At 66.1% G+C, this 20,757-nt stretch carries 17 protein-coding genes and 1 pseudogene; 6 read left to right on the top strand and 12 right to left on the bottom strand.

Translation table 11 applies throughout. The annotated features are described in order from the left end of the window. The first annotated feature begins 121 nt into the window (after positions 1-121). The 3 genes from ACVILH_RS21025 to ACVILH_RS21015 all read left to right on the top strand — a co-directional run bounded on the left by ACVILH_RS21025 (position 122) and on the right by ACVILH_RS21015 (position 3,653). The gene (locus ACVILH_RS21025) at positions 122-616 is read left to right on the top strand and encodes a YaiI/YqxD family protein (RefSeq protein WP_456714576.1); all 495 of its coding nucleotides are present in this window, start codon (positions 122-124) and stop codon (positions 614-616) included. 5 nt (positions 617-621) lie between these two features. Continuing rightward, entirely contained in the window at positions 622-2,433 is a 1,812-nt protein-coding gene (locus ACVILH_RS21020) for an ABC-F family ATP-binding cassette domain-containing protein (RefSeq protein WP_456714575.1), read from the top strand. 140 nt (positions 2,434-2,573) lie between these two features. Continuing rightward, positions 2,574-3,653 (top strand): D-TA family PLP-dependent enzyme, encoded by a 1,080-nt coding sequence (locus ACVILH_RS21015; protein ID WP_456714574.1) that lies wholly within the window; start codon positions 2,574-2,576, stop codon positions 3,651-3,653. 186 nt (positions 3,654-3,839) lie between these two features. Here the strand turns inward: ACVILH_RS21015 and ACVILH_RS21010 are convergent, their stop codons facing one another. The 10 genes and pseudogenes from ACVILH_RS21010 to ACVILH_RS20965 all read right to left on the bottom strand — a co-directional run bounded on the left by ACVILH_RS21010 (position 3,840) and on the right by ACVILH_RS20965 (position 14,442). After that, a complete protein-coding gene (locus tag ACVILH_RS21010) occupies positions 3,840-4,127 on the bottom strand; it encodes a hypothetical protein (RefSeq protein ID WP_456714573.1) in 288 nt (95 codons plus the stop codon). After that, positions 4,124-5,362, bottom strand: a complete 1,239-nt coding sequence (locus ACVILH_RS21005; protein WP_456714572.1) for an NAD(P)/FAD-dependent oxidoreductase — start codon at positions 5,360-5,362, stop codon at positions 4,124-4,126. Before ACVILH_RS21005 ends, ACVILH_RS21010 begins: the two co-directional genes overlap by 4 nt. A 193-nt stretch (positions 5,363-5,555) precedes the next feature. Next, positions 5,556-6,473 carry an SDR family NAD(P)-dependent oxidoreductase gene (locus ACVILH_RS21000; protein WP_434857505.1) on the bottom strand — a complete coding sequence of 306 codons (918 nt, stop codon included), beginning with the start codon at positions 6,471-6,473 and terminating at the stop codon, positions 5,556-5,558. A 132-nt stretch (positions 6,474-6,605) separates the two neighbouring features. Beyond that, positions 6,606-7,082, bottom strand: coding sequence for a MaoC family dehydratase (locus tag ACVILH_RS20995; protein ID WP_456714571.1), 477 nt, complete (start codon positions 7,080-7,082; stop codon positions 6,606-6,608). 7 nt (positions 7,083-7,089) lie between these two features. Continuing rightward, entirely contained in the window at positions 7,090-8,817 is a 1,728-nt protein-coding gene (locus ACVILH_RS20990; protein ID WP_456714570.1) for an AMP-binding protein, read from the bottom strand. Then, positions 8,817-9,713, bottom strand: a pseudogene (gene mmsB, locus ACVILH_RS20985) (3-hydroxyisobutyrate dehydrogenase); the annotation flags it as partial. The gene ACVILH_RS20990 and the pseudogene mmsB, both read right to left, overlap by 1 nt. Positions 9,714-9,734: 21 nt before the next feature. Next, on the bottom strand, positions 9,735-10,811 hold the full coding sequence (locus ACVILH_RS20980; protein WP_456714569.1) for an enoyl-CoA hydratase/isomerase family protein: 1,077 nt from the start codon (positions 10,809-10,811) through the stop codon (positions 9,735-9,737). Further along, a complete protein-coding gene (locus tag ACVILH_RS20975; RefSeq protein ID WP_456714568.1) occupies positions 10,808-11,953 on the bottom strand; it encodes an isobutyryl-CoA dehydrogenase in 1,146 nt (381 codons plus the stop codon). The genes ACVILH_RS20980 and ACVILH_RS20975 overlap by 4 nt, the downstream gene beginning before the upstream one ends. 185 nt (positions 11,954-12,138) lie before the next feature. Then, positions 12,139-13,635 (bottom strand): CoA-acylating methylmalonate-semialdehyde dehydrogenase, encoded by a 1,497-nt coding sequence (locus ACVILH_RS20970; protein ID WP_456714567.1) that lies wholly within the window; start codon positions 13,633-13,635, stop codon positions 12,139-12,141. A gap of 153 nt (positions 13,636-13,788) precedes the next feature. Continuing rightward, positions 13,789-14,442, bottom strand: coding sequence for a TetR/AcrR family transcriptional regulator (locus tag ACVILH_RS20965; protein ID WP_456714566.1), 654 nt, complete (start codon positions 14,440-14,442; stop codon positions 13,789-13,791). A gap of 148 nt (positions 14,443-14,590) precedes the next feature. Here ACVILH_RS20965 and ACVILH_RS20960 point away from each other — a divergent pair, with 148 nt between their 5' ends. From ACVILH_RS20960 to ACVILH_RS20950, 3 genes are all read left to right on the top strand, one after another. Then, a complete protein-coding gene (locus tag ACVILH_RS20960) occupies positions 14,591-15,361 on the top strand; it encodes an enoyl-CoA hydratase (protein WP_456714565.1) in 771 nt (256 codons plus the stop codon). A gap of 143 nt (positions 15,362-15,504) precedes the next feature. Next, positions 15,505-16,692 carry a thiolase family protein gene (locus ACVILH_RS20955; RefSeq protein WP_456714564.1) on the top strand — a complete coding sequence of 396 codons (1,188 nt, stop codon included), beginning with the start codon at positions 15,505-15,507 and terminating at the stop codon, positions 16,690-16,692. Positions 16,693-16,776: 84 nt separating this feature from the next. After that, positions 16,777-18,060: an MFS transporter gene (locus ACVILH_RS20950; protein ID WP_456714563.1), complete on the top strand. Its 1,284-nt coding sequence runs from the start codon at positions 16,777-16,779 to the stop codon at positions 18,058-18,060. Between the two features lie 6 nt (positions 18,061-18,066). On the opposite strand, the gene ACVILH_RS20945 is transcribed toward ACVILH_RS20950, so the two are convergent. Both ACVILH_RS20945 and ACVILH_RS20940 read right to left on the bottom strand, forming a co-directional pair. Beyond that, positions 18,067-19,626 carry an acyl-CoA carboxylase subunit beta gene (locus ACVILH_RS20945; protein WP_456714562.1) on the bottom strand — a complete coding sequence of 520 codons (1,560 nt, stop codon included), beginning with the start codon at positions 19,624-19,626 and terminating at the stop codon, positions 18,067-18,069. Next, a complete protein-coding gene (locus tag ACVILH_RS20940) occupies positions 19,556-20,542 on the bottom strand; it encodes an IclR family transcriptional regulator (RefSeq protein WP_009026494.1) in 987 nt (328 codons plus the stop codon). The genes ACVILH_RS20945 and ACVILH_RS20940 overlap by 71 nt, the downstream gene beginning before the upstream one ends. Positions 20,543-20,757 lie beyond the last annotated feature (215 nt).

Raw genomic sequence — 20,757 nt, 5'->3', positions numbered from 1 at the left:
TGCCTCCCTTTCACCCTTTTCCGGCGATGGTAACGGCCGGAAAGCCCCTGGCAAGCTCAGCCTTTGGCTCGCAATTCGCCCCGCGATGGAGTACCAACCGGCCATCCCGAATGAAGGCCCGATGACGCTCCAAACCGCCCCCATCACCATCTATGTCGACGCCGACGCCTGCCCGGTGAAGGACGAGATCTACCGCGTCGCGATCCGGCATGGCCTGCCGGTGGTGGTCGTCGCCGGCGGCTTCATCCGCGTGCCCGATGATCCCCTGATCACGCGCATCGCGGCCGGCAGCGGCATGGATGCCGCGGACGACTGGATCGCGGAGCGCACCACCGCTGACGACATCGTCATCACCGCGGACATTCCGCTGGCGAGCCGCTGCGTCAAGGCAGGCTCCGCCGTCATCGCGCCGAACGGCAAGCCGTTCACCGAGGAATCGATCGGCATGACCTTGGCGGTGCGCAATTTGATGACCGACCTGCGCTCCTCCGGTGAGGTCACCGGCGGGCCGCGCTCGTTCACGCCGCGCGACCGCTCGACCTTCCTCTCCACCCTCGACACCACGATCCGCCGCGTGCAGCGCCAACGCGCCGCGCGGGTCCAGCAACAGAGCTAAGCGACATGGCGCCGCCTCTCATCCAGTTGAAAGACATCCGCCTGACCTTCGGCGGCACCGCCCTGCTGCAAGGTGTCGAGCTGTCGGTCTCGCCGGGCGAGCGCGTCTGCCTGATCGGCCGCAACGGCTCCGGCAAGTCCACCTTGCTCAAGATCGCCGCCGGCCTGGTCGATTGCGACAGCGGCACGCGCTTCGTGCAGCCCGGCGCCACCGTGCGCTATCTGCCGCAGGAGCCGGATTTTTCCGGCCATGCGACGACGCTCTCTTACGTCGAGGCCGGGCTCGGGCCCGGCGACGATCACTACCAGGCGCGCTATCTGGTCGAGCAGCTCGGGCTATCAGGCGAGGAGGATCCCGCGCATGTCTCCGGCGGCGAGGCGCGCCGCGCGGCGCTGGCGCGCGTGCTCGCGCCCAATCCCGACATCCTGCTCTTGGACGAGCCGACCAACCATCTCGATCTCACCACCATCGAATGGCTGGAGAACGAGCTCGACGGCCGCCGCTGCGCGCTGGTGCTGATCAGCCACGACCGCCGCTTCCTCACCAATCTGTCCCGCGCCACCGCCTGGCTCGATCGCGGCCAGATCAAGCAGATCGACCGCGGCTTCGCCGGCTTCGAGGCGTGGCGCGACGAGGTGCTGGCCGAGGAGGAGCGCGAGCAGCACAAGCTCGACCGCAAGATCGTCAATGAGGAGCACTGGCTGCGCCACGGCGTCTCCGGCCGGCGCAAGCGCAACGTCAAGCGCCTCGCCAATCTCCACGCGCTGCGCCAGCAGCGCCGCGATTATCGCGGCACGGCGGGCAGCGCCAATCTTGCCGCCGCCGAAGCCGACAAGTCCGGCAAGCTGGTGATCGAGGCCAAGGGCGCCAGCAAGAGTTACGGCGACCGCAAGATCATCGATAATTTCTCCATCCGCATTCAGCGTGGCGACCGCATCGGCATCGTCGGCCCGAACGGCGCGGGCAAGACCACGCTGGTCAATCTGCTCACCGGCGGCAGCGAGCCGGACAGCGGCAGCGTCCGGCTCGGCGTCAATCTGGAGATGGCGACGCTGGACCAGCAGCGCGAGAGCCTGGATCCCAGGACGACGCTCGCGGAGGCGCTGACCGGCGGACGCGGCGATCACGTCATGGTCGCCGGCAAGCCGAAGCACGTGGTCGGCTACATGGAAGACTTCCTGTTCTCGCGCGAGCAGATGCGCACGCCCCTGGAAGTTCTGTCGGGCGGCGAGCGCGGCCGGCTGATGCTGGCGCGCGCATTGGCCAAGCCGTCGAACCTCCTGGTGCTGGACGAGCCGACCAACGATCTCGACCTGGAAACGCTGGACGTGCTCGAGGACATGCTCGGCGACTACGAGGGCACGGTGATCCTGATCAGCCACGACCGTGACTTCCTCGATCGTGTCGTCACATCGGTGATCGTGCCCGAGGGCAACGGCAAATGGCAGGAATATGCCGGCGGCTACAGCGACATGCTGGTGCAGCGCGGTGCGGACTTGAAGCGCGAGCACGCCAAGGCGGCTGAGGAGAAGAAGGACGCCAAGCCGGCGGCCACGGCACCGACGAGCACGCCGAAGCGCAAGCTCTCCTTCAACGAGAAGCACGCGCTCGAGACCCTGCCGAAAACGATCGCCAAGCTGCAGGCCGAGATCGCCAAGCAGCAGGCCGTGCTCGCCGATCCCGCACTCTATGCGAAAGATCGCAAAAAATTCGACGCCGCCTCCCTCGCCATCGCCACCGCGCAGGCCGAGCTCACCGCCGCCGAAGACCGCTGGCTGGAGCTCGAAGTCCTGCGCGAGGAGATCGAGGGCGGATGACGCTGCCGTAGGGTGGGCAAAGGCGCGCCAACGCCGTGCCCACCGAATCCTCGTGCAACTGAAGACGGTGGGCACGCTTCGCTTTGCCCACCCTACGTTTGATGGCACACGCTGCCACCCTCGATGATGGAGCTCACGACATGACCACCCCGCTCGCTGCCAAGATCGCCCGGGAGTACGGCACGCCCTGCGCCGTCATCGACATGGACAAGGTCGAGCGCAACATCGCGCGCATCCAGGCGCAATGCGACGCCGCCGGCGTCGCCAACCGGCCGCACATCAAGACGCACAAGAGCCCGGTCCTGGCCAAGCTGCAGATCGAGGCCGGCGCACAAGGCATCACGTGCCAGAAGATCGGCGAGGCCGAGATCATGGCGGACGCCGGCATCAGCAACATCCTGATCAGCTACAATCTGGTCGGCGAGGAGAAGATGGCGCGCCTCGCCGCGCTGCAGGCGAAAGCCGACATGACCGTTGCCGCCGACAACGCGACCGTGATCGCCAGCCTGCCGCAAGCAGCAAAGCAATCCGGCCGCACGCTCTCGGTCGTGGTCGAATGCGATACCGGGCGCAAGCGCGCCGGCGTCGAGACACCGGCCGAGGCGATCCAGCTCGCGCGGCAGATCAAGGCGAGCGAAGGCCTGCGCTTCGCCGGCTTCATGTTGTATCCTACTGAGTCCGGCTGGGACGCCGCGCAGCGCTTCTACGACGAGGCCCTGACCGGCGTGCGCGCCGAGGGGCTGGAGGCCAGCATCGTCTCGACCGGCGGCTCGCCGAACCTGAAGAATCTCGGCAAGCTCAAGGGCGCGACCGAGCACCGTCCCGGCACCTACATCTACAACGACCGCATGCAGGTCGCTGCCGGCGTCGCAGCTTTCGACGACTGCGCGCTGCACATCTACTCCACGGTCGTCAGCCGCGCCGCACCCGAGCGCGGCATCCTCGACGCCGGCTCGAAGACGCTGACGACCGACACCGGCGGCCTCGACGGCCACGGCCTGATCCTGGAGCACCCGGAAGCGAAGATCGCGCGCTTCGCCGAGGAGCACGGCTTCCTCGACCTGTCCCGCAGCAACACCCGCCCCAATGTCGGCGACGTCGTCCGCATCGTCCCCAACCATGTCTGCGTCGTCGTCAACATGATGGACGAGGTGGTGATGGTCCGTGGCGAGGAGATCGTGGGCACGCTGCCGGTAGCGGCGCGCGGCAAGCTGCGTTAGGCGCGCAACTCTCTCGGCCCGTCGTTGTTTCGCTCGCAATGACGGCAAAGACGTAGGGTGGGCAAAGAGGCGACGCGGCAACGCCGCGGCGCATCGTGCCCACCGTGGTCTCAGTTGATGCTGACGGTGGGCACGCTGCGCTTTGCCCACCCTACAAACTAAAGTTCGCTCCTTACAAAATGACGATCAGTCGAGAGAGAGACGCCAATCGTCGAGCGAGTCGTAGAGCACGGTTGTCGGCCGCCGAGGGTCGACTTCACGACCGCCAGACCACGTGAGGTGAACCACGGCTACCCGGCCGTCACGCAATGTGACGAGGACATCATCGCAATCGTCACGCTTTGCGATGATGCTGAGGGACAGATTTGCCAATGCATGGTCGGGAGCAATTTCACGCGCGAGCTCGGTCTCCAGTGTCGTCCGCATATGATCTTCGGTGAGCACAAACCAGGGCTCAGGGAGCGGTATGGTCATAACTGCCCATCTCCTCGTAGCCAGCTCAGCGCCCCCTTCCCCGCTGCCACGCCGGTCGCGAACGAGGCCTGCAGCAGATAGCCGCCGGTCGGCGCTTCCCAGTCCAGCATCTCGCCGGCGGCGAACACGCCGGGCAGTCGGCGCAGCATGAAATTAGAATCGAGCTCGTCGCGCACGATGCCGCCTGCGCTGGAGATAGCGCGGGCGAGACCGGCGGTGCCTGTCAGCCTGATCGGCACGGCGTTGATCAGCGCCGCAAGGCGATCCGGCGACAGCGACGACAGCGACAGGCCTTGTGTCTTCGCCGCCTCCTGCAGCAGCCCGATCGCGACCGGAGACAATTGCAGCGCCTTGCGCAGCACGTTCGAGAACGTCTGCTTGCCGCGCGGCGCCGAGAGCTTCTTGATCAGATCGGCAGCTTCGACCTCGGGCCGCAGCGCGACATGCAGTGTCGCCTCGCCACGAACAGCGATGGCCTCCCGCAGCTCTGCCGACAGCGCATACACCGCGCCCCCCTCGATGCCGTGGCGCGTGACAATCGCCTCCCCGCGCATGCTGCGCTCGCCGAACGACAGCGCGATGCTCTTCAGTGGCTGGCCCTCAAAGCGATCGCGGAAGATGTCGGACCAGCCGACGGTGAAGCCGCAATTGGCTGGCCGCAGCGGCGCGATGACGATGCCTTTTGCCGCCAGGATGGGCACCCAGCCGCCATCGGAGCCGAGCCGCGGCCAGCTCGCGCCGCCGAGCGCCAGCACAACGGCATCGGCCACGATGGAGCGCGGTCCTGCCGGCGTCTCGAAGGTGAGATGTCCCTGATCGTCCCAGCCAGTCCAGCGATGCCGCAGCTCGATCCGCACACCCTGTGCGTCGAGCCGGCGCAGCCACGCGCGAAGCGGCGGCGAGGCTTTCATCGCAACCGGAAATACGCGGCCGGAGGAGCCAACGAAGGTCGGCTCGCCGAGCGACTCGCACCAGTCGCGTAGTTGTTGCGGCGAAAAGGCTTTGATCACCGGCGTAAGCCACGCCGCGGCTTCGCGATAACGCGACAGGAATGCGGTCAGCTCTTCGCTATGCGTGAGATTGAGGCCCCCTCGCCCCGCCATCAGAAACTTGCGCGCCACCGACGGCATCGCATCGTAGACGGTGACGCGGGCTCCGCCTTCGGCCAGCAGCTCGGCGGCCATAAGCCCGGCCGGACCGGCTCCGATAATGGCGATTTGCTTCGAAGATGACATGTCGCCAGTTTAGGCCGCGCCCATCTCAATGCAAAAGGTCGTCATGCCCGGGCTTGACCCGCCTGCGGGGCCGAAGCCCTTCGGCGAGGCATAGGCCCGGGCATCCACGCCTTTCCACGCAGGTGGTGTCAAAGACGTGGATGGCCGGGTCAAGCCCGGCCATGACGGCGGTGTGTGGGGCGGGCGACGTGATCTACAGCTTGATTCCCAGCCGCGCCGCAGCCTGCGACACATACTTCTGCGTCTGCTCGAACGCGCCTTGCAGCGCTCGCGCCTTCGACATGTCGCTGATCTCGGCAAAATGCGCGGCGACCGCGTCCGGCGTCCATTCCTCCGGCGGCAGGTTGATGCCCTCGCTCTCCAGGATCTTGATGACGGCGAACGAACCCGCACCGGCGCCCATGATGGTGCGGGTCGGCGCGTCCTCGCTGAGCAGATACTCCACCGCCGGCGTGATCGATTCCGGCTTCATCAGTTGCAGCGCCTGCGGCGGCAGCAGTTCCTCGGTCATGCGGGTGGCTGCCGTCGGCGAAATGATATTAACGCGGATGTTGGTCTTGCGACCCTCCTCCGCCAGCACGTTCATCAGGCCGACCATCCCGGTCTTGGCCGCGCCGTAATTGGCCTGGCCGAAATTGCCGAACAGGCCGGAGGACGAGGTCGTCAGCACGATGCGGCCGTAGTTGCGCTCGCGCATGCCGTTCCACACCGCCTTGCAGCAGTAGAAGCTACCGACGAGGTGCACGTCGAGCACCTTGGCGAAATCGGCGACTTCCATCTTGCCGAACGACTTGTCTCTGAGGATGCCGGCATTGGCGCACATGATGTCGACGCTGCCCCACTCCTTGGTGGCGCGCTCGACCATCGCGGTGACCTGCTCGAAATTCGAGACGTCGGCGCCATCGGCCATCGCGGTGCCGCCGGCTTTGCGGATCTCCTCGACCACGGTCTCCGCTGCGGTCATCGAGCCGCCGGTGCCGTCGCGCGCGCCGCCGAAATCATTGACCACGACCTTGGCGCCGCGGCTCGCCAGCCCCAGCGCATGCGCGCGCCCGAGCCCATTGCCTGCGCCAGTGACGATGGCGACGCGTCCGTCGAATCTGATTGCCATGATGCTGTGTCCTCGGTTCTGCGCTCGTCATGCCCGGGCTTGACCCGGGCATCCATCCACCTTCGATCAGGGAGATGGATCGCCGGGTCAAGCCCGGCGATGACGAGGTTGGGGTGGTGTAGCGAGAGATGGTTAGCTCAGATAGATCAGACCGATCCAGTCGGCGACCAGGGCGGGCTTGTCCTCGCCCTCGATCTCGACGGTGACGTTGGTGCGCGACTGCAACTCCCCAGGCTTGCGCAGCGTGGCCTCCGACAGAACGAAGCGGCCGCGCACGCGCTTGCCTGACTTGACCGGCGAGATGAAGCGCAGCTTGTCGAAGCCGTAATTGACGCCCATCGCCGTGCCCTCGATCGCCGGCATGACCTCGTAGGACATCACCGACAGCAGCGACATCGTGAGGAAGCCGTGCGCGATGGTGGTGCCGAACGGCGTCGCCTTGGCCGCTTCCGGATCGACGTGAATGAACTGATGGTCCTCAATCACGTCGGCATAGGTGTCGATGCGCTGCTGATCGAGCACGTGCCATAACGACACGCCGATCTCCTGGCCGACCATGGCCTGATAGCTTTGAAGCGAAATCGGCGGCTTCTTCCAGATCTTGTTCATGCGTTCCCTACACCTCGTGCCCGGACGGTCGTGTCTTCAGCTCCGGGAAGTCCTCTTCCTTGAATTCCGTGCCGCGCAGATGGTCCGTGCGGTTGTCCTCGTGCTCCAGCCGGCGCAGCTGCACGCGGCGGATCTTTCCGGAGATCGTCTTCGGCAGCTCGCTGACCAGCTCGAGCCGGCGGATGCGCTTGAATGGCGCCAGCCGCGCCTGCAGATGCTCGAAGATCGACAGCGCGGTCGCGCGCGAGCGCTCCGCGCCTGACGTCAGCAGCACATAGGCCTTCGGAATCGCCAGCCGGATCGGATCCGGGCTCGGCACCACCGCGGCCTCGGCGACCGCCTCGTGCTCCAGCAGCACGCTCTCCAGCTCGAACGGAGAGATGCGATAGTCAGAGGATTTGAACACGTCGTCGGAGCGGCCGACGAAGGTCAGGTAGCCCTCCTCGTCCTGGAACACGACATCGCCGGTGCGATAGCGCACGCCATCGGCGCCGCTGAGCTTGCCGTCGTCTCCCTGATAGCCTTGCATGAGGCCGGCTGGGCGTTCGCCTGAGAGCGACAGCGTGATTTCGCCCTCACTCGCGAGATTGCCGTCGATATCCGCGACCTCGACGCGATAGCCCGGCAGCGGACGGCCCATCGAGCCGATCTTCAGCTTCTGGCCCGGCGAGTTGCCGCAGATCGCGGCGGTCTCGGTCTGGCCGTAGCCGTCGCGGATCGTCAGTCCCCAGGCGGCGCGGACCTGATCGATCACTTCCGGATTGAGCGGCTCGCCGGCGCCACAGGCCTCGCGCAAGGATACCTTGAAGTCGGCGAGATGCTCCTGAATGAATAGCCGCCACACCGTCGGCGGCGCGCACAGCGTCGTGACGCCGCAACGACGGATGATCGCGAGCAGCCCCTTGGCGTCGAAGCGCGGCTGATTGACGACGAACACGGTAGCGCCGGCATTCCACGGCGAGAAGAAACAGCTCCAGGCGTGCTTGGCCCAGCCCGGCGAGGAGATGTTGAGATGCACGTCGCCCGGTTGCAGGCCGAGCCAATACATCGTCGAGAGATGGCCGACCGGATAGCTGCGATGGCTGTGCCGCACCAGCTTCGGCTTGGCCGTCGTACCGGACGTGAAATACAGCAGCATCGGATCATCCGGCTGCGTCGGCCCATCCGGTGTGAATGCCTCGCTGGCCTCGGCCGCCTTTTCGAACGGAAGCCAGCCGGCTGATGTCGTCGTCCCCACGACAATCCGAACCAGATCATCCGCGCCAAGATCGGCGAACTTCGCCACCTGATCCTGCGCGGCGACGACGGCCCTGGCGCGGCCGCGCTCCAGACGATCGCGCAACTCATCGGTGGTCAGCAGCGTCGTCGCGGGAATGACGACCACGCCGAGCTTCATCGCCGCCAGCATCGTCTCCCACAGCGGCACGACATTGCCGAGCAAGAGCAGCAGATGATCGCCGCGCTTCAAGCCTTGCGCGCGCAGGAAGTTGGCGACCTGGTTGGAGCGGCGCGACAGCGCGGCGAAGGACAGTTTCGTTTGGCGATCCTGCGCGGCATCGACAATCCATAGCGCCGTGCGCTCGCGGCTTTCGGGGTCCGACGCAAGCTCGGCATCGAACCAGTCGAGCGCCCAGTTGAACGGGACCGGATCGGGCCAGCGAAAACCCTTCACCGCGGCATCGTAGTCGGTGCGATGCGCCAGCAGAAACGCGCGTGCGTCCTTGAATGTCGTCATCAAGTGGTCCCGGCGAGCTTGCGGACGTGCTGAATGATCCCCGAGAAATCGACACCACCATGACCGGCGGCGTCGAACGCCTTGTAGATCTCCTGCGCATGCTGGCCGAGCGGCGTCGCCGCGCCGGCCGCCTTGGCGGCGTCCTGCGACAGCGTGAGATCCTTCAGCATTAGCGCGGTCGCGAAGCCCGGTCTGTAGTCGTTGTTGGCGGGCGAGGCCGGCACCGGGCCGGGTACCGGGCAATACGACGTCAGTGACCAGCACTGGCCCGACGAGGTCGAGGCGACGTCGAACAGCGCCTGATGCGATAGGCCGAGCTTCTCAGCCAACGCAAACGCCTCGCCGACGGCGATCATCGAGATGCCCAGGATCATGTTGTTGCAGATCTTGGCCGCCTGCCCCGCGCCGGCGCCGCCGCAATGGACGATCTTCTTGCCCATTGCCTCCAGGATCGGCTTGGCCGCCGCAAATGCGCCTTCCTCGCCCCCGCACATGAAGGTCAGCGTAGCGGCCTTGGCGCCGCCAGTGCCGCCGGACACCGGCGCATCGATGGCGGCGATGCCATGCTTGGCAGCCAGCCCATGCGCTGATCGCGCGCTCTCGACGTCGATGGTCGAGGAATCGATGATCAGCGCGCCCTTGGCCATCGCCGGCACGACCTCGTTCCACACCGCCAGCACATGCTTTCCGGCCGGCAACATGGTGACGACGGCGTCAGCGCCCTTCGCTGCTGCCACGGCGCTGTCCGCAATCTCAGCGCCATCCGCCTTGGCCTGCGCGCGCGAGGCTTCGACCAGATCGAACGCCACCACCTTGTGGCCGGCCTTGACGAGATTGGCGGCCATCGGGCCACCCATGTTGCCGAGGCCGATGAATGCGATCGTTGCCATGGTTCGTTCTCTCCCTCGACCTGCTTGTTATCTCGTTTGCGGGAATGTCAGCTCGTCGGCGCCGATCTCGGCCAGATATGGCGCCAGCATCTCGGGCGTCACCTGATCGACATCCGGCGGCGACCATTTTGGATTGCGGTCCTTGTCGATGATCGCGGCGCGCACGCCCTCGCGGAAATCGTCGCTGCGGAACACTTCCAGCGCGGCACGATATTCGCGGACCAGGCACACTTGCAACGAAGCCGCTCCGCGCGCCAGCCGCAGCAGTTTCAAGGTCACGACCATGCCGCGCGGCGACTTCTCCTTGAGCGTCTTCAACGTCGCGCGCGCGAGCTCGGAGTCATCAGCTTCGAGGGCCGCGAAGATGTCGTGCATGCTGTCATGGGCAAACCATGCATCGATTTTCGCCAGCTGCTCGGCCACAGGGCCGGCCGTCTCGCCGCTGGCAAAACCTGCGATCAGCCGATCGATCTCGGCAGACAATGTCCCAGGCCTGACCTTGGTCAGGACCTCCCGCAACGCGGGCCAGCTCGACGTCGGCACAACCGCATCCGCGAAGCGCGCATGGATCGCATCAGGCCCGTTCATGGTCTGCCCCGTAAGCCCGAAATAGGCGCCGAGCTCGCCCGGCGCGCGCGACAACAGCCAGGTGCCGCCGACATCGGGGAAGAAGCCGAGGCCGACCTCGGGCATCGCGAGCTTGGTCTTCTCGGTCACGATGCGATGGCGGCCATGCGCCGACAGGCCGACGCCGCCGCCCATCACCAGCCCGTCCATGTAGGCGACATAGGGCTTTGGGAACGCAGCGATGCGCGCATTCATGATGTATTCCTGACGCCAGAACACTTTTCCCAGGTCGCCATTCACCTTCGAGCTCTCATAGAGCCCGCGAATGTCGCCGCCGGCGCACAGCCCGCGCTCGCCCGCGCCTTCGAGCAGGACCACGGCAACGGCAGGATCGGCCTCGAACTGATCGAGCGCCGCGTCGATGCCCATGGACATCTCCAGGGTCATCGCGTTGATCGCCTTGGGACGGTTGAGCCGGATGATGCCGGCCGAGCCCTCGCGGCGAACGATCAGATCGCCCTCGACCACCTCGCTCATCGCGCGCCCTCGATCAGCTTGCGCGACACGATCAGGCGCATGATCTCGTTGGTGCCTTCGAGGATCTGGTGCACGCGCAGATCGCGCACGATCTTCTCGATGCCGTATTCGCTCAAGTAACCGTAGCCGCCATGCAGTTGCAGCGCCTGGTTGGCCACCTCGAAGCCGACATCGGTCCCGAAGCGCTTGGCCATCGCGCAGAGCATGGTCGCGTCCGGATCCTTGCGATCGAGCGCTGCTGCCGCCCGCCACACGAAGGTGCGCGCGGCTTCCAGCTCGATCGCCATGTCGGCGATGCGGAATTGCAGCGCCTGGAATTCATCGAGCCGCTTGCCGAACGCCTTGCGCTCTTTCGTATAGGCCAGCGTCTTGTCGAGCGCCGCCTGCGCGCCGCCGAGCGAGCACGCCGCGATGTTGAGGCGGCCGCCGTCGAGTCCGGCCATCGCAATCTTGAAGCCGATGCCCTCCTCGCCGAGCCGGTTCGCGACCGGCACGCGCGCATTCTCGAAGATCACCGCGCGCGTCGGCTGCGCATTCCAGCCCATCTTGCGCTCATTGATGCCAAAGGACACGCCGGGAGTCTTGGCGTCGATGACGAGCGTCGAGATGCCGCCGGGACCATCGGCGCCGGTGCGCACCATCGCGACGAGAATGTCGGTCGCGCCGGCACCGGAGATGAACTGCTTCTGGCCGTTGAGCACGTAGACATCGCCATCGCGCACCGCGCGCGTGCGCAGCGCGGCGGCGTCGGAGCCGGCGCCCGGCTCGGTCAGGCAGTAGCTCGCAATCAGGTCCATCGGGCAGAGCTTCGGCAGATATTCCTGGCGCTGCGCCTCGGTGCCGAAAGTGTCGATCATCCACGACGCCATGTTGTGGATGGAGATGAAGGCGGACACCGTCGGGCAGCCGGTCGCCAGCGCCTCGAAGATCAGCGCGGCATCGAGACGGGACAGGCCCGAGCCGCCGACATCGTCGCGGATGTAGATGCCGCCCATGCCGAGCGCCGCGGCCTCGCGCATGACGTCGACCGGGAAATGCTTCTCCTCATCCCAGCGCAGCGCATGCGGGGCGATCTTCTCGGCCGCGAACGTGCGCGCCATGTCGCGCACCGCGATCTGATCCTCATCGAGAGCGAACTGCATTCGTTCTCCGCGTTTCCCAAAGGTTTGTTATTTTGTCGGGTCGGCGCCTCTTACTCCGTCATTGCGAGCGAAGCGAAGCAATCCAGGATCGTTCCGTGGAGACAGTCTGGATTGCTTCGTCGCTCCGCTCCTCGCAATGACGACGAGAACGACGCAATGGGAGCCCTCTCGGGCTCCCATTCAACTTACTTCATCAGCGGGATCGAGAACTCCGCGCCTTCCTTGACCCCGGACGGCCAGCGCGAGGTGACGGTCTTGGTCTTGGTGTAGAAGCGGATCGAATCCGGGCCGTGCTGGTTGAGATCGCCGAAGCCGGACTTCTTCCAGCCGCCGAAGGTGTAGTAGGCGATCGGCACCGGAATCGGCACGTTGATGCCGACCATGCCGACATTCACCTTGGCCGCGAAATCGCGGGCCGCGTCGCCGTCGCGGGTGAAGATCGCAACGCCATTGCCGTAATCATGATCCGATGGCAGTGCCAGCGCCTCGGCGTAATCCTTGGCGCGCACCACCGACAGCACGGGTCCGAAGATCTCTTCCTTGTAGATCCGCATGTCCTTGGTGACGTTGTCGAACAGACAGCCGCCCATGTAGAAGCCGTTCTCATAGCCCTGCATCTTGAAGCCGCGGCCGTCCACGGCGAGCGTCGCGCCTTCCTTGACGCCGATGTCGACGTAGTTCCTGACGCGCTCGACGGCCTCGCGGGTCACCAGCGGGCCGTAATCGGCCGACGGATCGATCGAGGTGCCGATCTTGAGGCTTTCGACGCGCGGGATCAGCTTGTCCATCAGCCGGTCCGCGGTGGTCTTGCCGACGGGCACCGCGACCGAGACCGCCATGCAGCGCTCGCCGGCCGAGCCGTAGCCGGCACCGATCAGCGCATCGACCGCCTGATCGAGATCGGCATCGGGCATGATGATGGCGTGGTTCTTGGCGCCGCCAAAACACTGGCAGCGCTTGCCGTGGGCGGCGGCGCGCTCATAGATGTATTGCGCGATCGGCGACGAGCCGACGAAGCCCACCGCCATGATATCGGGATCCTCGAGGATGGCGTCGACCGCTTCCTTGTCGCCGTTGACGACGTTGAGGATGCCCGCCGGCAGGCCGGCCTCGATCATCAGCTCGGCGAGCTTCATCGGCACGCCGGGATCACGCTCGCTGGGCTTGAGAATGAACGCGTTGCCGCAGGCGATGGCGGGCGCGAACTTCCACATCGGGATCATCGCCGGGAAATTGAACGGCGTGATGCCGGCAACGACGCCGAGCGGCTGGCGCATCGAATAGATGTCGATCCCGGGGCCCGCGCCCTCGGTGTACTCGCCCTTCATCAAATGCGGAATGCCGCAGGCGAACTCGACGACCTCGAGGCCGCGCTGGATGTCCCCCTTGGCGTCCGGAATGGTCTTGCCGTGCTCGCGCGCCAGCAGCTCGGCGAGCTGGTCATAGTCGCGCTGTGCGAGTTCCAGAAACTTCATCATGACGCGCGCGCGGCGCTGCGGGTTGGTCGCGGCCCAGGCGGGCTGCGCGGCCTTGGCGTTCTCCACAGCCGCCCGGAGCTCGGAACGCGAGGCCAGCGCGACCTTGGCCTGGACGTCACCGGTCATCGGCTCGAAGACATCGGCCGTCCGTCCAGACGTGCCCTTGACCTCTTTGCCGCCAATGAAATGACCGATCGAACGCATGGGTATCCTCCGCAGGGGTAAGCAGTGCCGATTTGGCCGGCATCTTGCAGTCTTTGCGGCGTTTGGGAAGGGTCTCAACGCTGACCGGCGCTGCGAAATTGCCGCCCCTTCGCTCCCGCGGCAGGCCGTCCATCGCGCGCGTCGTCCGAAGGCTCAACGCTTCGGGGCAGCAGCCTTCTTCACGGGCCTTTTCGCGGGCACTCGCGCTGTCTTCCCCCCAGGTCCGTCACCATGGGCAACCGCCAGGGCCACCTCGCGACCGGAGCTCAAGATCTCCTCAGACAATTCGCCGCTACCGGTAATGCGCGCCATCACGATGGTCCCCATCAGGGTCGCGAGCATCGCGGAGGCCCGCTTGCGCGCGGTCTTGCGCGGCACGTCGAGGATGTAGTCGGCGAACAGATCGATCAGCTCCTCGAGCTTGGCTGCGAAAGCCTTACGCGTCTTGGCGCTCTCGCGCGCGATTTCGGCGCCGAGCGCGGGCACCGCACAGCCATGGCCGGGATCATCACGATGCTCGGCCGACAAATAGCCGTCGACGATCGCGGCCAGCCGTTTTTGCGGCGGCAGCTCGTCCAACAGCTTGCGCCAGCGCTCGACCGAGCGATCGATCGCATAGCCGAACGCCTCGACGACCAGCGCCTCGCGCGATTCGAAATGCGCATAGAAGCCGCCATGGGTGAGCCCGGCCTCCTTCATGAGATCAGCAACACCGACGCCGTGAGCGCCCTTCTCCCGCAGCCGCACTGACGCCTTGCGTACGATTCGCGCGTGGGTTTCCGCCTTGTGTTCCGGAGAGTAGCGCATTGTCGTCCCATTGAATGTTCGAAGTCATACAATAGCAGCTCTGCGCCCCGCTCGCTGCAGCTATCTGATGAATTCGAGTTGATCTAAATCAAGACCGTGACACCATTCGCAAAAGCCGGAACTCGGCCGTGCGTATGAGGAGACGACCATGGAGATGCTCAATCCGCACTGCGGCATCGAACGCGACAGTCGCGGCGTCGTTCGGCTGACGATCTGCAATGCCGGCAAGCTCAACATTCTCGGCTCAGCGGCTATTTTGGACGTGCAGAACGGCCTGCAATCGCTTGCATCCGACGCAGCCATTCGCGCTGTGGTGTTGGCCGGCGAGAGCGAGCGCAGCATGATCGGCGGCGCCGACATCAAGGAGATGGCGACGCTCGACCAGGCCTCCGCGGAAGCGTTCATCTCGCGGCTGGCCGGGCTGTGCGAAGCGGTGCGGAATTTTCCCGCGCCCGTGGTCGCGCGAATGCCGGGCTGGTGTCTCGGCGGCGGTCTGGAGGTCGCGGCCGCCTGCGATATCCGCATCGCGGGACATGACGCCAAGTTCGGCATGCCCGAGGTGCGCGTCGGCATCCCCTCGGTCATTCACGCCGCGCTGCTGCCGCGGCTGATCGGCTGGGGCCGCACGCGCTGGCTCCTGATGACAGCCGAGACGATCGACGCCCCCACCGCATTGGCCTGGGGGCTGGTCGATTCGGTCGCCGCGGAAGGCGAGCTCGATGCGGCGGTCGAGCGCGCCGTCGACGCTCTTCTCGCCTGCGGGCCGGAAGCGCTTCGGATGCAGAAAGCCTTGCTGCGGCAATGGGAGGAGCTGCCGCTGAAGGAATCGATCGAGGTCTCGATCGGCGCGTTCGGCCGCTCGTTCCTGACCGACGAGCCCAGGCAGCTGATGCAGCACTTCATCGAGCGCAAGCGCTAGAGCCGCAAGTTTTTCCAAGTATCCGACCGCAAACTCCGGCAGATTCGCCGGCATCTTCTGACCACAATGTCAGGGTGGTCGCCGGTTTGCATTTTGCGGGCACCATTATATGATAACCATCATATTCATTCAGGGAGCCCGTCATGGCCTCGTCAGATCCCGTCGTGATCCTGTCCGCCGCCCGTACCCCGCTCGGCCGCTTCATGGGCGAATTGTCGCCGCTGCGTGCGCATGAGCTCGGCGCTCACGCGATCAAGTCGGCACTCGACCGCGCTTCCGTGTCACCCGACGCGGTGAGCGAAGTGTTCATGGGCAACGTGCTGCCGGCTGGTCAGGGCCAGGCCCCCGCACGGCAGGCTGCGCGCGGCGCAGGCCTGCCCGACGCGACCGGCGCCACCACGATCAACAAGGTCTGCGGCTCCGGGATGAAAGCCACGATGCTGGCGCACGACATCATCCGGGCCGGCTCAGCCGAGATCGTCGTGTCCGGCGGCATGGAGAGCATGAGCAATGCGCCCTATCTGCTCGCTAAGGCGCGCGGCGGCTATCGCGCTGGCCACGACCGCATTCTCGATCACATGATGCTGGACGGGCTGGAAGACGCCTACGACACCGGCCGCTCGATGGGCGACTTCGGCGAGGCCACGGCAGAAGCCTATCAGTTCACCCGTGCCGATCAGGATGCCTATGCGGTGGAGACGCTGACGCGCGCGCGCGAAGCGGTCGAAAGCGGCGCGTTCGCGGCCGAGATTGTGCCGATCACGCTGACCGAAAAGTCCGGTCCGCGGCTGGTCCGCAATGACGAGCATCCGCTCAAGGTCGATCCGGCGAAGATCCCGGCGCTGAAGCCGGCGTTCCGCAAGGATGGCACCATCACGCCGGCGGCGTCCTCGGCCAATGCGGATGGCGCAGCAGCTCTCGTCCTCGCCCCGCGATCGCGCGCTGAGCGCGACGGCCTTCCCGTGATTGCCGAGATCAAGGGACACGCGACACACAGCCAGGAGCCGCAATGGTTCACGACCGCGCCGATCCCGGCGGTCAGGAAGCTGCTGGACAAGGTCGGCTGGCGGGTCGACGATGTCGACCTCTTCGAGATCAACGAAGCCTTCGCGGTCGTCGCCATGGCGGCGCAGCGCGACCTCGGCATCCCCCGTGACAGGCTGAACGTCCATGGCGGGGCTTGCGCGCTCGGCCATCCCATCGGCGCCACCGGCGCGCGGCTGATCGTGACCTTGCTGCATGCGATGCAGGCCCGTGGCCTCAAGCGCGGTATCGCGGCGCTGTGCATCGGCGGCGGCGAGGCGACGGCGATTGCGGTCGAGCGGCCTTGATGTCCTGAAATGAGGGAACTTCGCCGTTTATGTCACGCGCGCCGTCTGCCAGACTGGCGCTGCCCCTAGCATCACGAGACCAGCATGATCTCCAATCAACTCGCAGCAGCCCTCGGACGGCGCAACATCCACTACGGCTGGGTGATGGTCGCCGTGACCTTCTTCACGGCGCTGGTCACCGCCGGCACGGTAGGCGCGCCCGGCGTGTTCATCGTGCCCTTGCAACAGGAATTCGGCTGGAGCACCGCGGAGATCTCCTCGGCGCTGTCGATCCGCTTCGTGCTGTTCGGGCTGATGGCGCCGTTCGCCGCCGCCCTTTTGAACCGCTACGGCCTGCGCAACATCACCCTGCTGGCGCAGCTGATCGTGGTCTCGGCTCTGCTCGCCTCGCTGGCGATGACCCAGGTCTGGCACCTCGTGCTGCTGTGGGGCGTCGTGATCGGCCTGGGCACCGGCATGACTGCGCTCGTGCTGGGCGCGACCATCGCCACGCGCTGGTTCGTCGCGCGCCGCGGCCTCGTGGTCGGCATCCTCACGGCCAGCGTCGCCACCGGACAGCTCGTGTTCCTGCCGCTGCTCGCGAGCCTCACCGAGCGGCTCGGCTGGCGCACGGCGCTTGCGCTGGTCTGCTGTGCCCTTGCCGTCTCGGCTACGGCAGTCCTGCTTTTGATGCGCGACCGCCCGAGCGACGTCGGTCTGCGCCCGTTCGGCGACAAGGGCACCGATCCGATCGCGGCGCCCGCCCCGGTCACCACGCCGATCCTCGCCGCCGCGCTCGGCACCCTGCGCGATGCGGTGCGGGTGCCGGTGTTCTGGATGCTGTTTGCGACCTTCTTCATCTGCGGCGCTTCGACCAACGGCCTCGTGCAGGTGCATCTGATTCCGATGTGCCTCGACTTCGGCATCCCGCAGGTCCAGGCCGCGAGCCTGCTCGCCGCAATGGGCATGTTCGACTTCGTCGGCACCATCGTGTCGGGATGGCTGTCGGACCGCTACGACAATCGCTGGCTGTTGTTCTGGTACTATGGCCTGCGTGGTCTCTCGCTGCTATTCCTGCCGTTCACCGACTTCTCGTTCTACGGCTTGTCGCTGTTCGCGATGTTCTACGGCCTCGACTGGATTGCGACCGTGCCACCGACGGTGCGGCTGACGGCACAGCGGTTCGGGCCGGAGCGCGCCAACCTCGTGTTCGGCTGGGTGTTCGCCGGCCATCAGCTCGGCGCCGGCACCGCCGCCTTCGGCGCCGGCCTGTCGCGCACGTTGCTGCAGAGCTATCTGCCGGCGTTCTTCATGGCCGGCGCGCTATGCATCATCGCCGCGCTGCTTGCGCTCGCCATCGCCCGGCAGGCCAAGCCTGCCGCGGCGTAACACTCATCACGGCCGCGTCGTCATCGCGGTCGGCGGGCCCGGCGTGCGCAACGGCTCGGCGAGACGCGCGAACTCGCAGAGGAGTGAGCGCGTCTTGCGGGGGTCGATGATCTCCTCGACCCAGAACTTCTCGGCCGAGCGGAACGGCGAGCGCAGCTTGGTCAGCCGCTCCTCGATCTCCTTCAGCTTGGCCTTCGGATCCGCCGCCGCATCGATCTCGGCGCGATAAGCCGCCTCGATGCCGCCTTCGAGCGGCAGCGAGCCCCAATAGGCGGACGGCCAGGCGTAGCGGATCGAGAACCGGTCGGCCGGCTGGTGCACGACGCCGGCGACACCGAACGAGTTGCGCACGATCACCGTGCACCACGGCACCGTGGACTGGTTGACCGCCGCCATCGCGCGCACGCCGTGGCGGATGGTCGCCGACTTCTCGGCATCGAGGCCGACCATGAAGCCCGGGCAGTCCATCAGATACACGATCGGCAGATGGAAGGTCTCGGCGAAGTCGACCCAGCGGATCACCTTCTGGCAGGCGTCCGCCGTCCATGAGCCGCCAAAGTGATAGGGATCGCTCGCCAGCACCATCACCGCGCGGCCTTCGAGCCGTGCGAGGCCGACGATGACCGGACGACCGTAGTTCTTCGCCACCTCGAAGAACGAGCCGCTGTCGACGACGGACTCGATGATCGGCCGCATCTTGTAGACGCGGCGGCGATCGCGCGGCACGGCGCTGATCAGCTGCTCGTCGCTGCGCTGCGGATCGTCGGTGCAGGGCAAGGTCGGCGGCAGCTCGTAGACCGACGACGGCAAATAGGAGAGGAAGCGCCGTGCGCAAGCGAACGCCTCCGCCTCGGTGTCCACAGCATGGTCGACACCGCCGGCCTTGGTCTGGATGTCGGCGCCGCCGAGCTCCATCTTGCCGAGGTCCTGTCCCAGCCGCTTCACGACCGGCGGACCGGCGACGAACATCGCCGACTGCCGGGTCATCACCGAATAGTGGCTCGCTGCCAGCCGCGCCGCGCCGAGCCCCGCCACCGAGCCGAGGCCGAGCGCGACCACCGGTACGAGCGACATGTTCTCGGTCGTATAGCGGTACCAGCGATTGCCGCCGATGCCGCCGGGCAAATTGGCCGCGCCCTTGGTCTCGATCGTCTTGACCGAGCCGCCGCCGCCGGAGCCTTCGATGATGCGGATGATCGGCAGACGGAAGTCGTGCGCCATCTCCTCCGCCATCAGCGGCTTGGCTGCGATTGACGCATCGGCCGAGCCGCCGCGTACCGTGAAATCGTCGCCGACCACGACCACCGTGCGGCCGTCGATACGGGCGCGCCCGAACACGCAGTTCGCGGGCGTCACATGCTTGAGCTCGCCCTGCTCGTCATACTCACCGAGACCGGCGACGGCGCCGATCTCGTGGAAGCTGCCGGGATCGACGACGCCGTCGATGCGCTCGCGAACGGTGAGGCGGCCCTGGTCGTGCTGACGCTTGACCTTGTCAGGCCCGCCCATCTCCCGCGCGAAGGCTTCGCGCCGGGCCAATTCCTCGAGCTCCGGCTGCCAACTCATTCGTTCCCCCTGCCCCGGTGATGGTCTTGTTCTTATGATTGGTCTTCGCGGTCACAGGGAGCGGCTTCCTCTCCATCCGGCTGTTGAAGACATCGGCTTCCGCGCCCTGCAGCAGGGCTGCGATGTTGCGGCCGAGCTCGCGCATCGGCTGCGCCACCTCGTCGTGCAGACGCTGCTCGTCATACATCGCCGACAGCAAGCCGATCGTGAGCACGACATTGGTCTGGTACTGCGGCGACCACACCGGCAGCGCGAGGCCGTTGATATGCGGGCTCCACAGGCCGCAGGCCACGACGTAGCCGTGCTCCTTCAAAAACTGCCTGTTGTGCTCGAGCCGTGGCCGCAAGAGATTCGCTGCATCCGGCATCTCGCGCTCCATCTCGGCGAGCAGCGCGTCACCGACCTCCGGCTCGAGCGCGGCGACATAAGCGTGCCCCGCGGCCGTCGAGGCCATCGAGATCCGGCTGCCGGTGGTCTCGTGCAGCCCCAGCGCATTCGCGGCGCGGCCGAACTCCAGATAGACCAGATGAAACTGATCCGGGATGACGAAGCCGACGGTGCCCGGCAGTTGCTCGGCGACATCCTGCAGGCGCTGGCGGATCAGGTTGCGCAGCTGAAGCCCGCGCGTCATCGATGTGCTCATCGCCACCGCGCTCGGGCCGATCCGGTATTTCTGATCGCGTGGCAGATAGACCAGCTGGCCCATGCGGGTCAGCGTGTGCGTCAGCCGCGACACCGTCGACCGCGGCAGGCCGCAGCGGTTGGAAATTTCGAGATTGCCGAGCCGCGAATCGTGCCCCTCGAAACAGCGAAGCACGTCGAACGCTCGCGACACCACCTGAATGACCTCGCCCTCGCCGGCGAGATCTCCGGGCAGCATGCCCACCCTGCTCAATCGCTCAGACCGTCGTCCCATGCGCGTTCCACTCAATTCCATGATGCGGAATTAAATTCCGCTTACAGAACAAGCTAACCCAGGCGTTTTGCCCCCACAACACAAGAGCGTTTCTAAAACCCACCGTTCTTCAGCGTGTTGGCACAAGACTCGACCTCTCAGCGCAATTCGAAATGGCATCCCAGACGCCGCGCTCGGGGACGGTGCTGCGGCACCGCATGCAGCCGCAGCAGCCG

The organism is Bradyrhizobium sp. USDA 4353, from assembly GCF_054063215.1.
Note: the sequence above shows the minus strand (reverse complement) of the source record. Positions and strands in the feature narration are given on the sequence as shown.

Bases quoted from the DNA above. Each gene is read 5' to 3' on its own strand.
- ACVILH_RS20990 (WP_456714570.1), bottom strand. From the start codon at position 8,817: ATGACGACATTCAAGGACGCACGCGCGTTTCTGCTGGCGCATCGCACC.
- ACVILH_RS20980 (WP_456714569.1), bottom strand. From the start codon at position 10,811: ATGAGCGAGGTGGTCGAGGGCGATCTGATCGTTCGCCGCGAGGGCTCG.
- ACVILH_RS21010 (WP_456714573.1), bottom strand. From the start codon at position 4,127: ATGACCATACCGCTCCCTGAGCCCTGGTTTGTGCTCACCGAAGATCAT.
- ACVILH_RS21025 (WP_456714576.1), top strand. From the start codon at position 122: ATGACGCTCCAAACCGCCCCCATCACCATCTATGTCGACGCCGACGCC.
- ACVILH_RS21015 (WP_456714574.1), top strand. From the start codon at position 2,574: ATGACCACCCCGCTCGCTGCCAAGATCGCCCGGGAGTACGGCACGCCC.
- ACVILH_RS20975 (WP_456714568.1), bottom strand. From the start codon at position 11,953: ATGCAGTTCGCTCTCGATGAGGATCAGATCGCGGTGCGCGACATGGCG.
- ACVILH_RS21000 (WP_434857505.1), bottom strand. From the start codon at position 6,473: ATGGCAATCAGATTCGACGGACGCGTCGCCATCGTCACTGGCGCAGGC.
- ACVILH_RS20965 (WP_456714566.1), bottom strand. From the start codon at position 14,442: ATGCGCTACTCTCCGGAACACAAGGCGGAAACCCACGCGCGAATCGTA.
- ACVILH_RS20945 (WP_456714562.1), bottom strand. From the start codon at position 19,626: ATGAGTTGGCAGCCGGAGCTCGAGGAATTGGCCCGGCGCGAAGCCTTC.
- ACVILH_RS21020 (WP_456714575.1), top strand. From the start codon at position 622: ATGGCGCCGCCTCTCATCCAGTTGAAAGACATCCGCCTGACCTTCGGC.
- ACVILH_RS20950 (WP_456714563.1), top strand. From the start codon at position 16,777: ATGATCTCCAATCAACTCGCAGCAGCCCTCGGACGGCGCAACATCCAC.
- ACVILH_RS21005 (WP_456714572.1), bottom strand. From the start codon at position 5,362: ATGTCATCTTCGAAGCAAATCGCCATTATCGGAGCCGGTCCGGCCGGG.
- ACVILH_RS20960 (WP_456714565.1), top strand. From the start codon at position 14,591: ATGGAGATGCTCAATCCGCACTGCGGCATCGAACGCGACAGTCGCGGC.
- ACVILH_RS20970 (WP_456714567.1), bottom strand. From the start codon at position 13,635: ATGCGTTCGATCGGTCATTTCATTGGCGGCAAAGAGGTCAAGGGCACG.
- ACVILH_RS20995 (WP_456714571.1), bottom strand. From the start codon at position 7,082: ATGAACAAGATCTGGAAGAAGCCGCCGATTTCGCTTCAAAGCTATCAG.
- ACVILH_RS20940 (WP_009026494.1), bottom strand. From the start codon at position 20,542: ATGGGACGACGGTCTGAGCGATTGAGCAGGGTGGGCATGCTGCCCGGA.
- ACVILH_RS20955 (WP_456714564.1), top strand. From the start codon at position 15,505: ATGGCCTCGTCAGATCCCGTCGTGATCCTGTCCGCCGCCCGTACCCCG.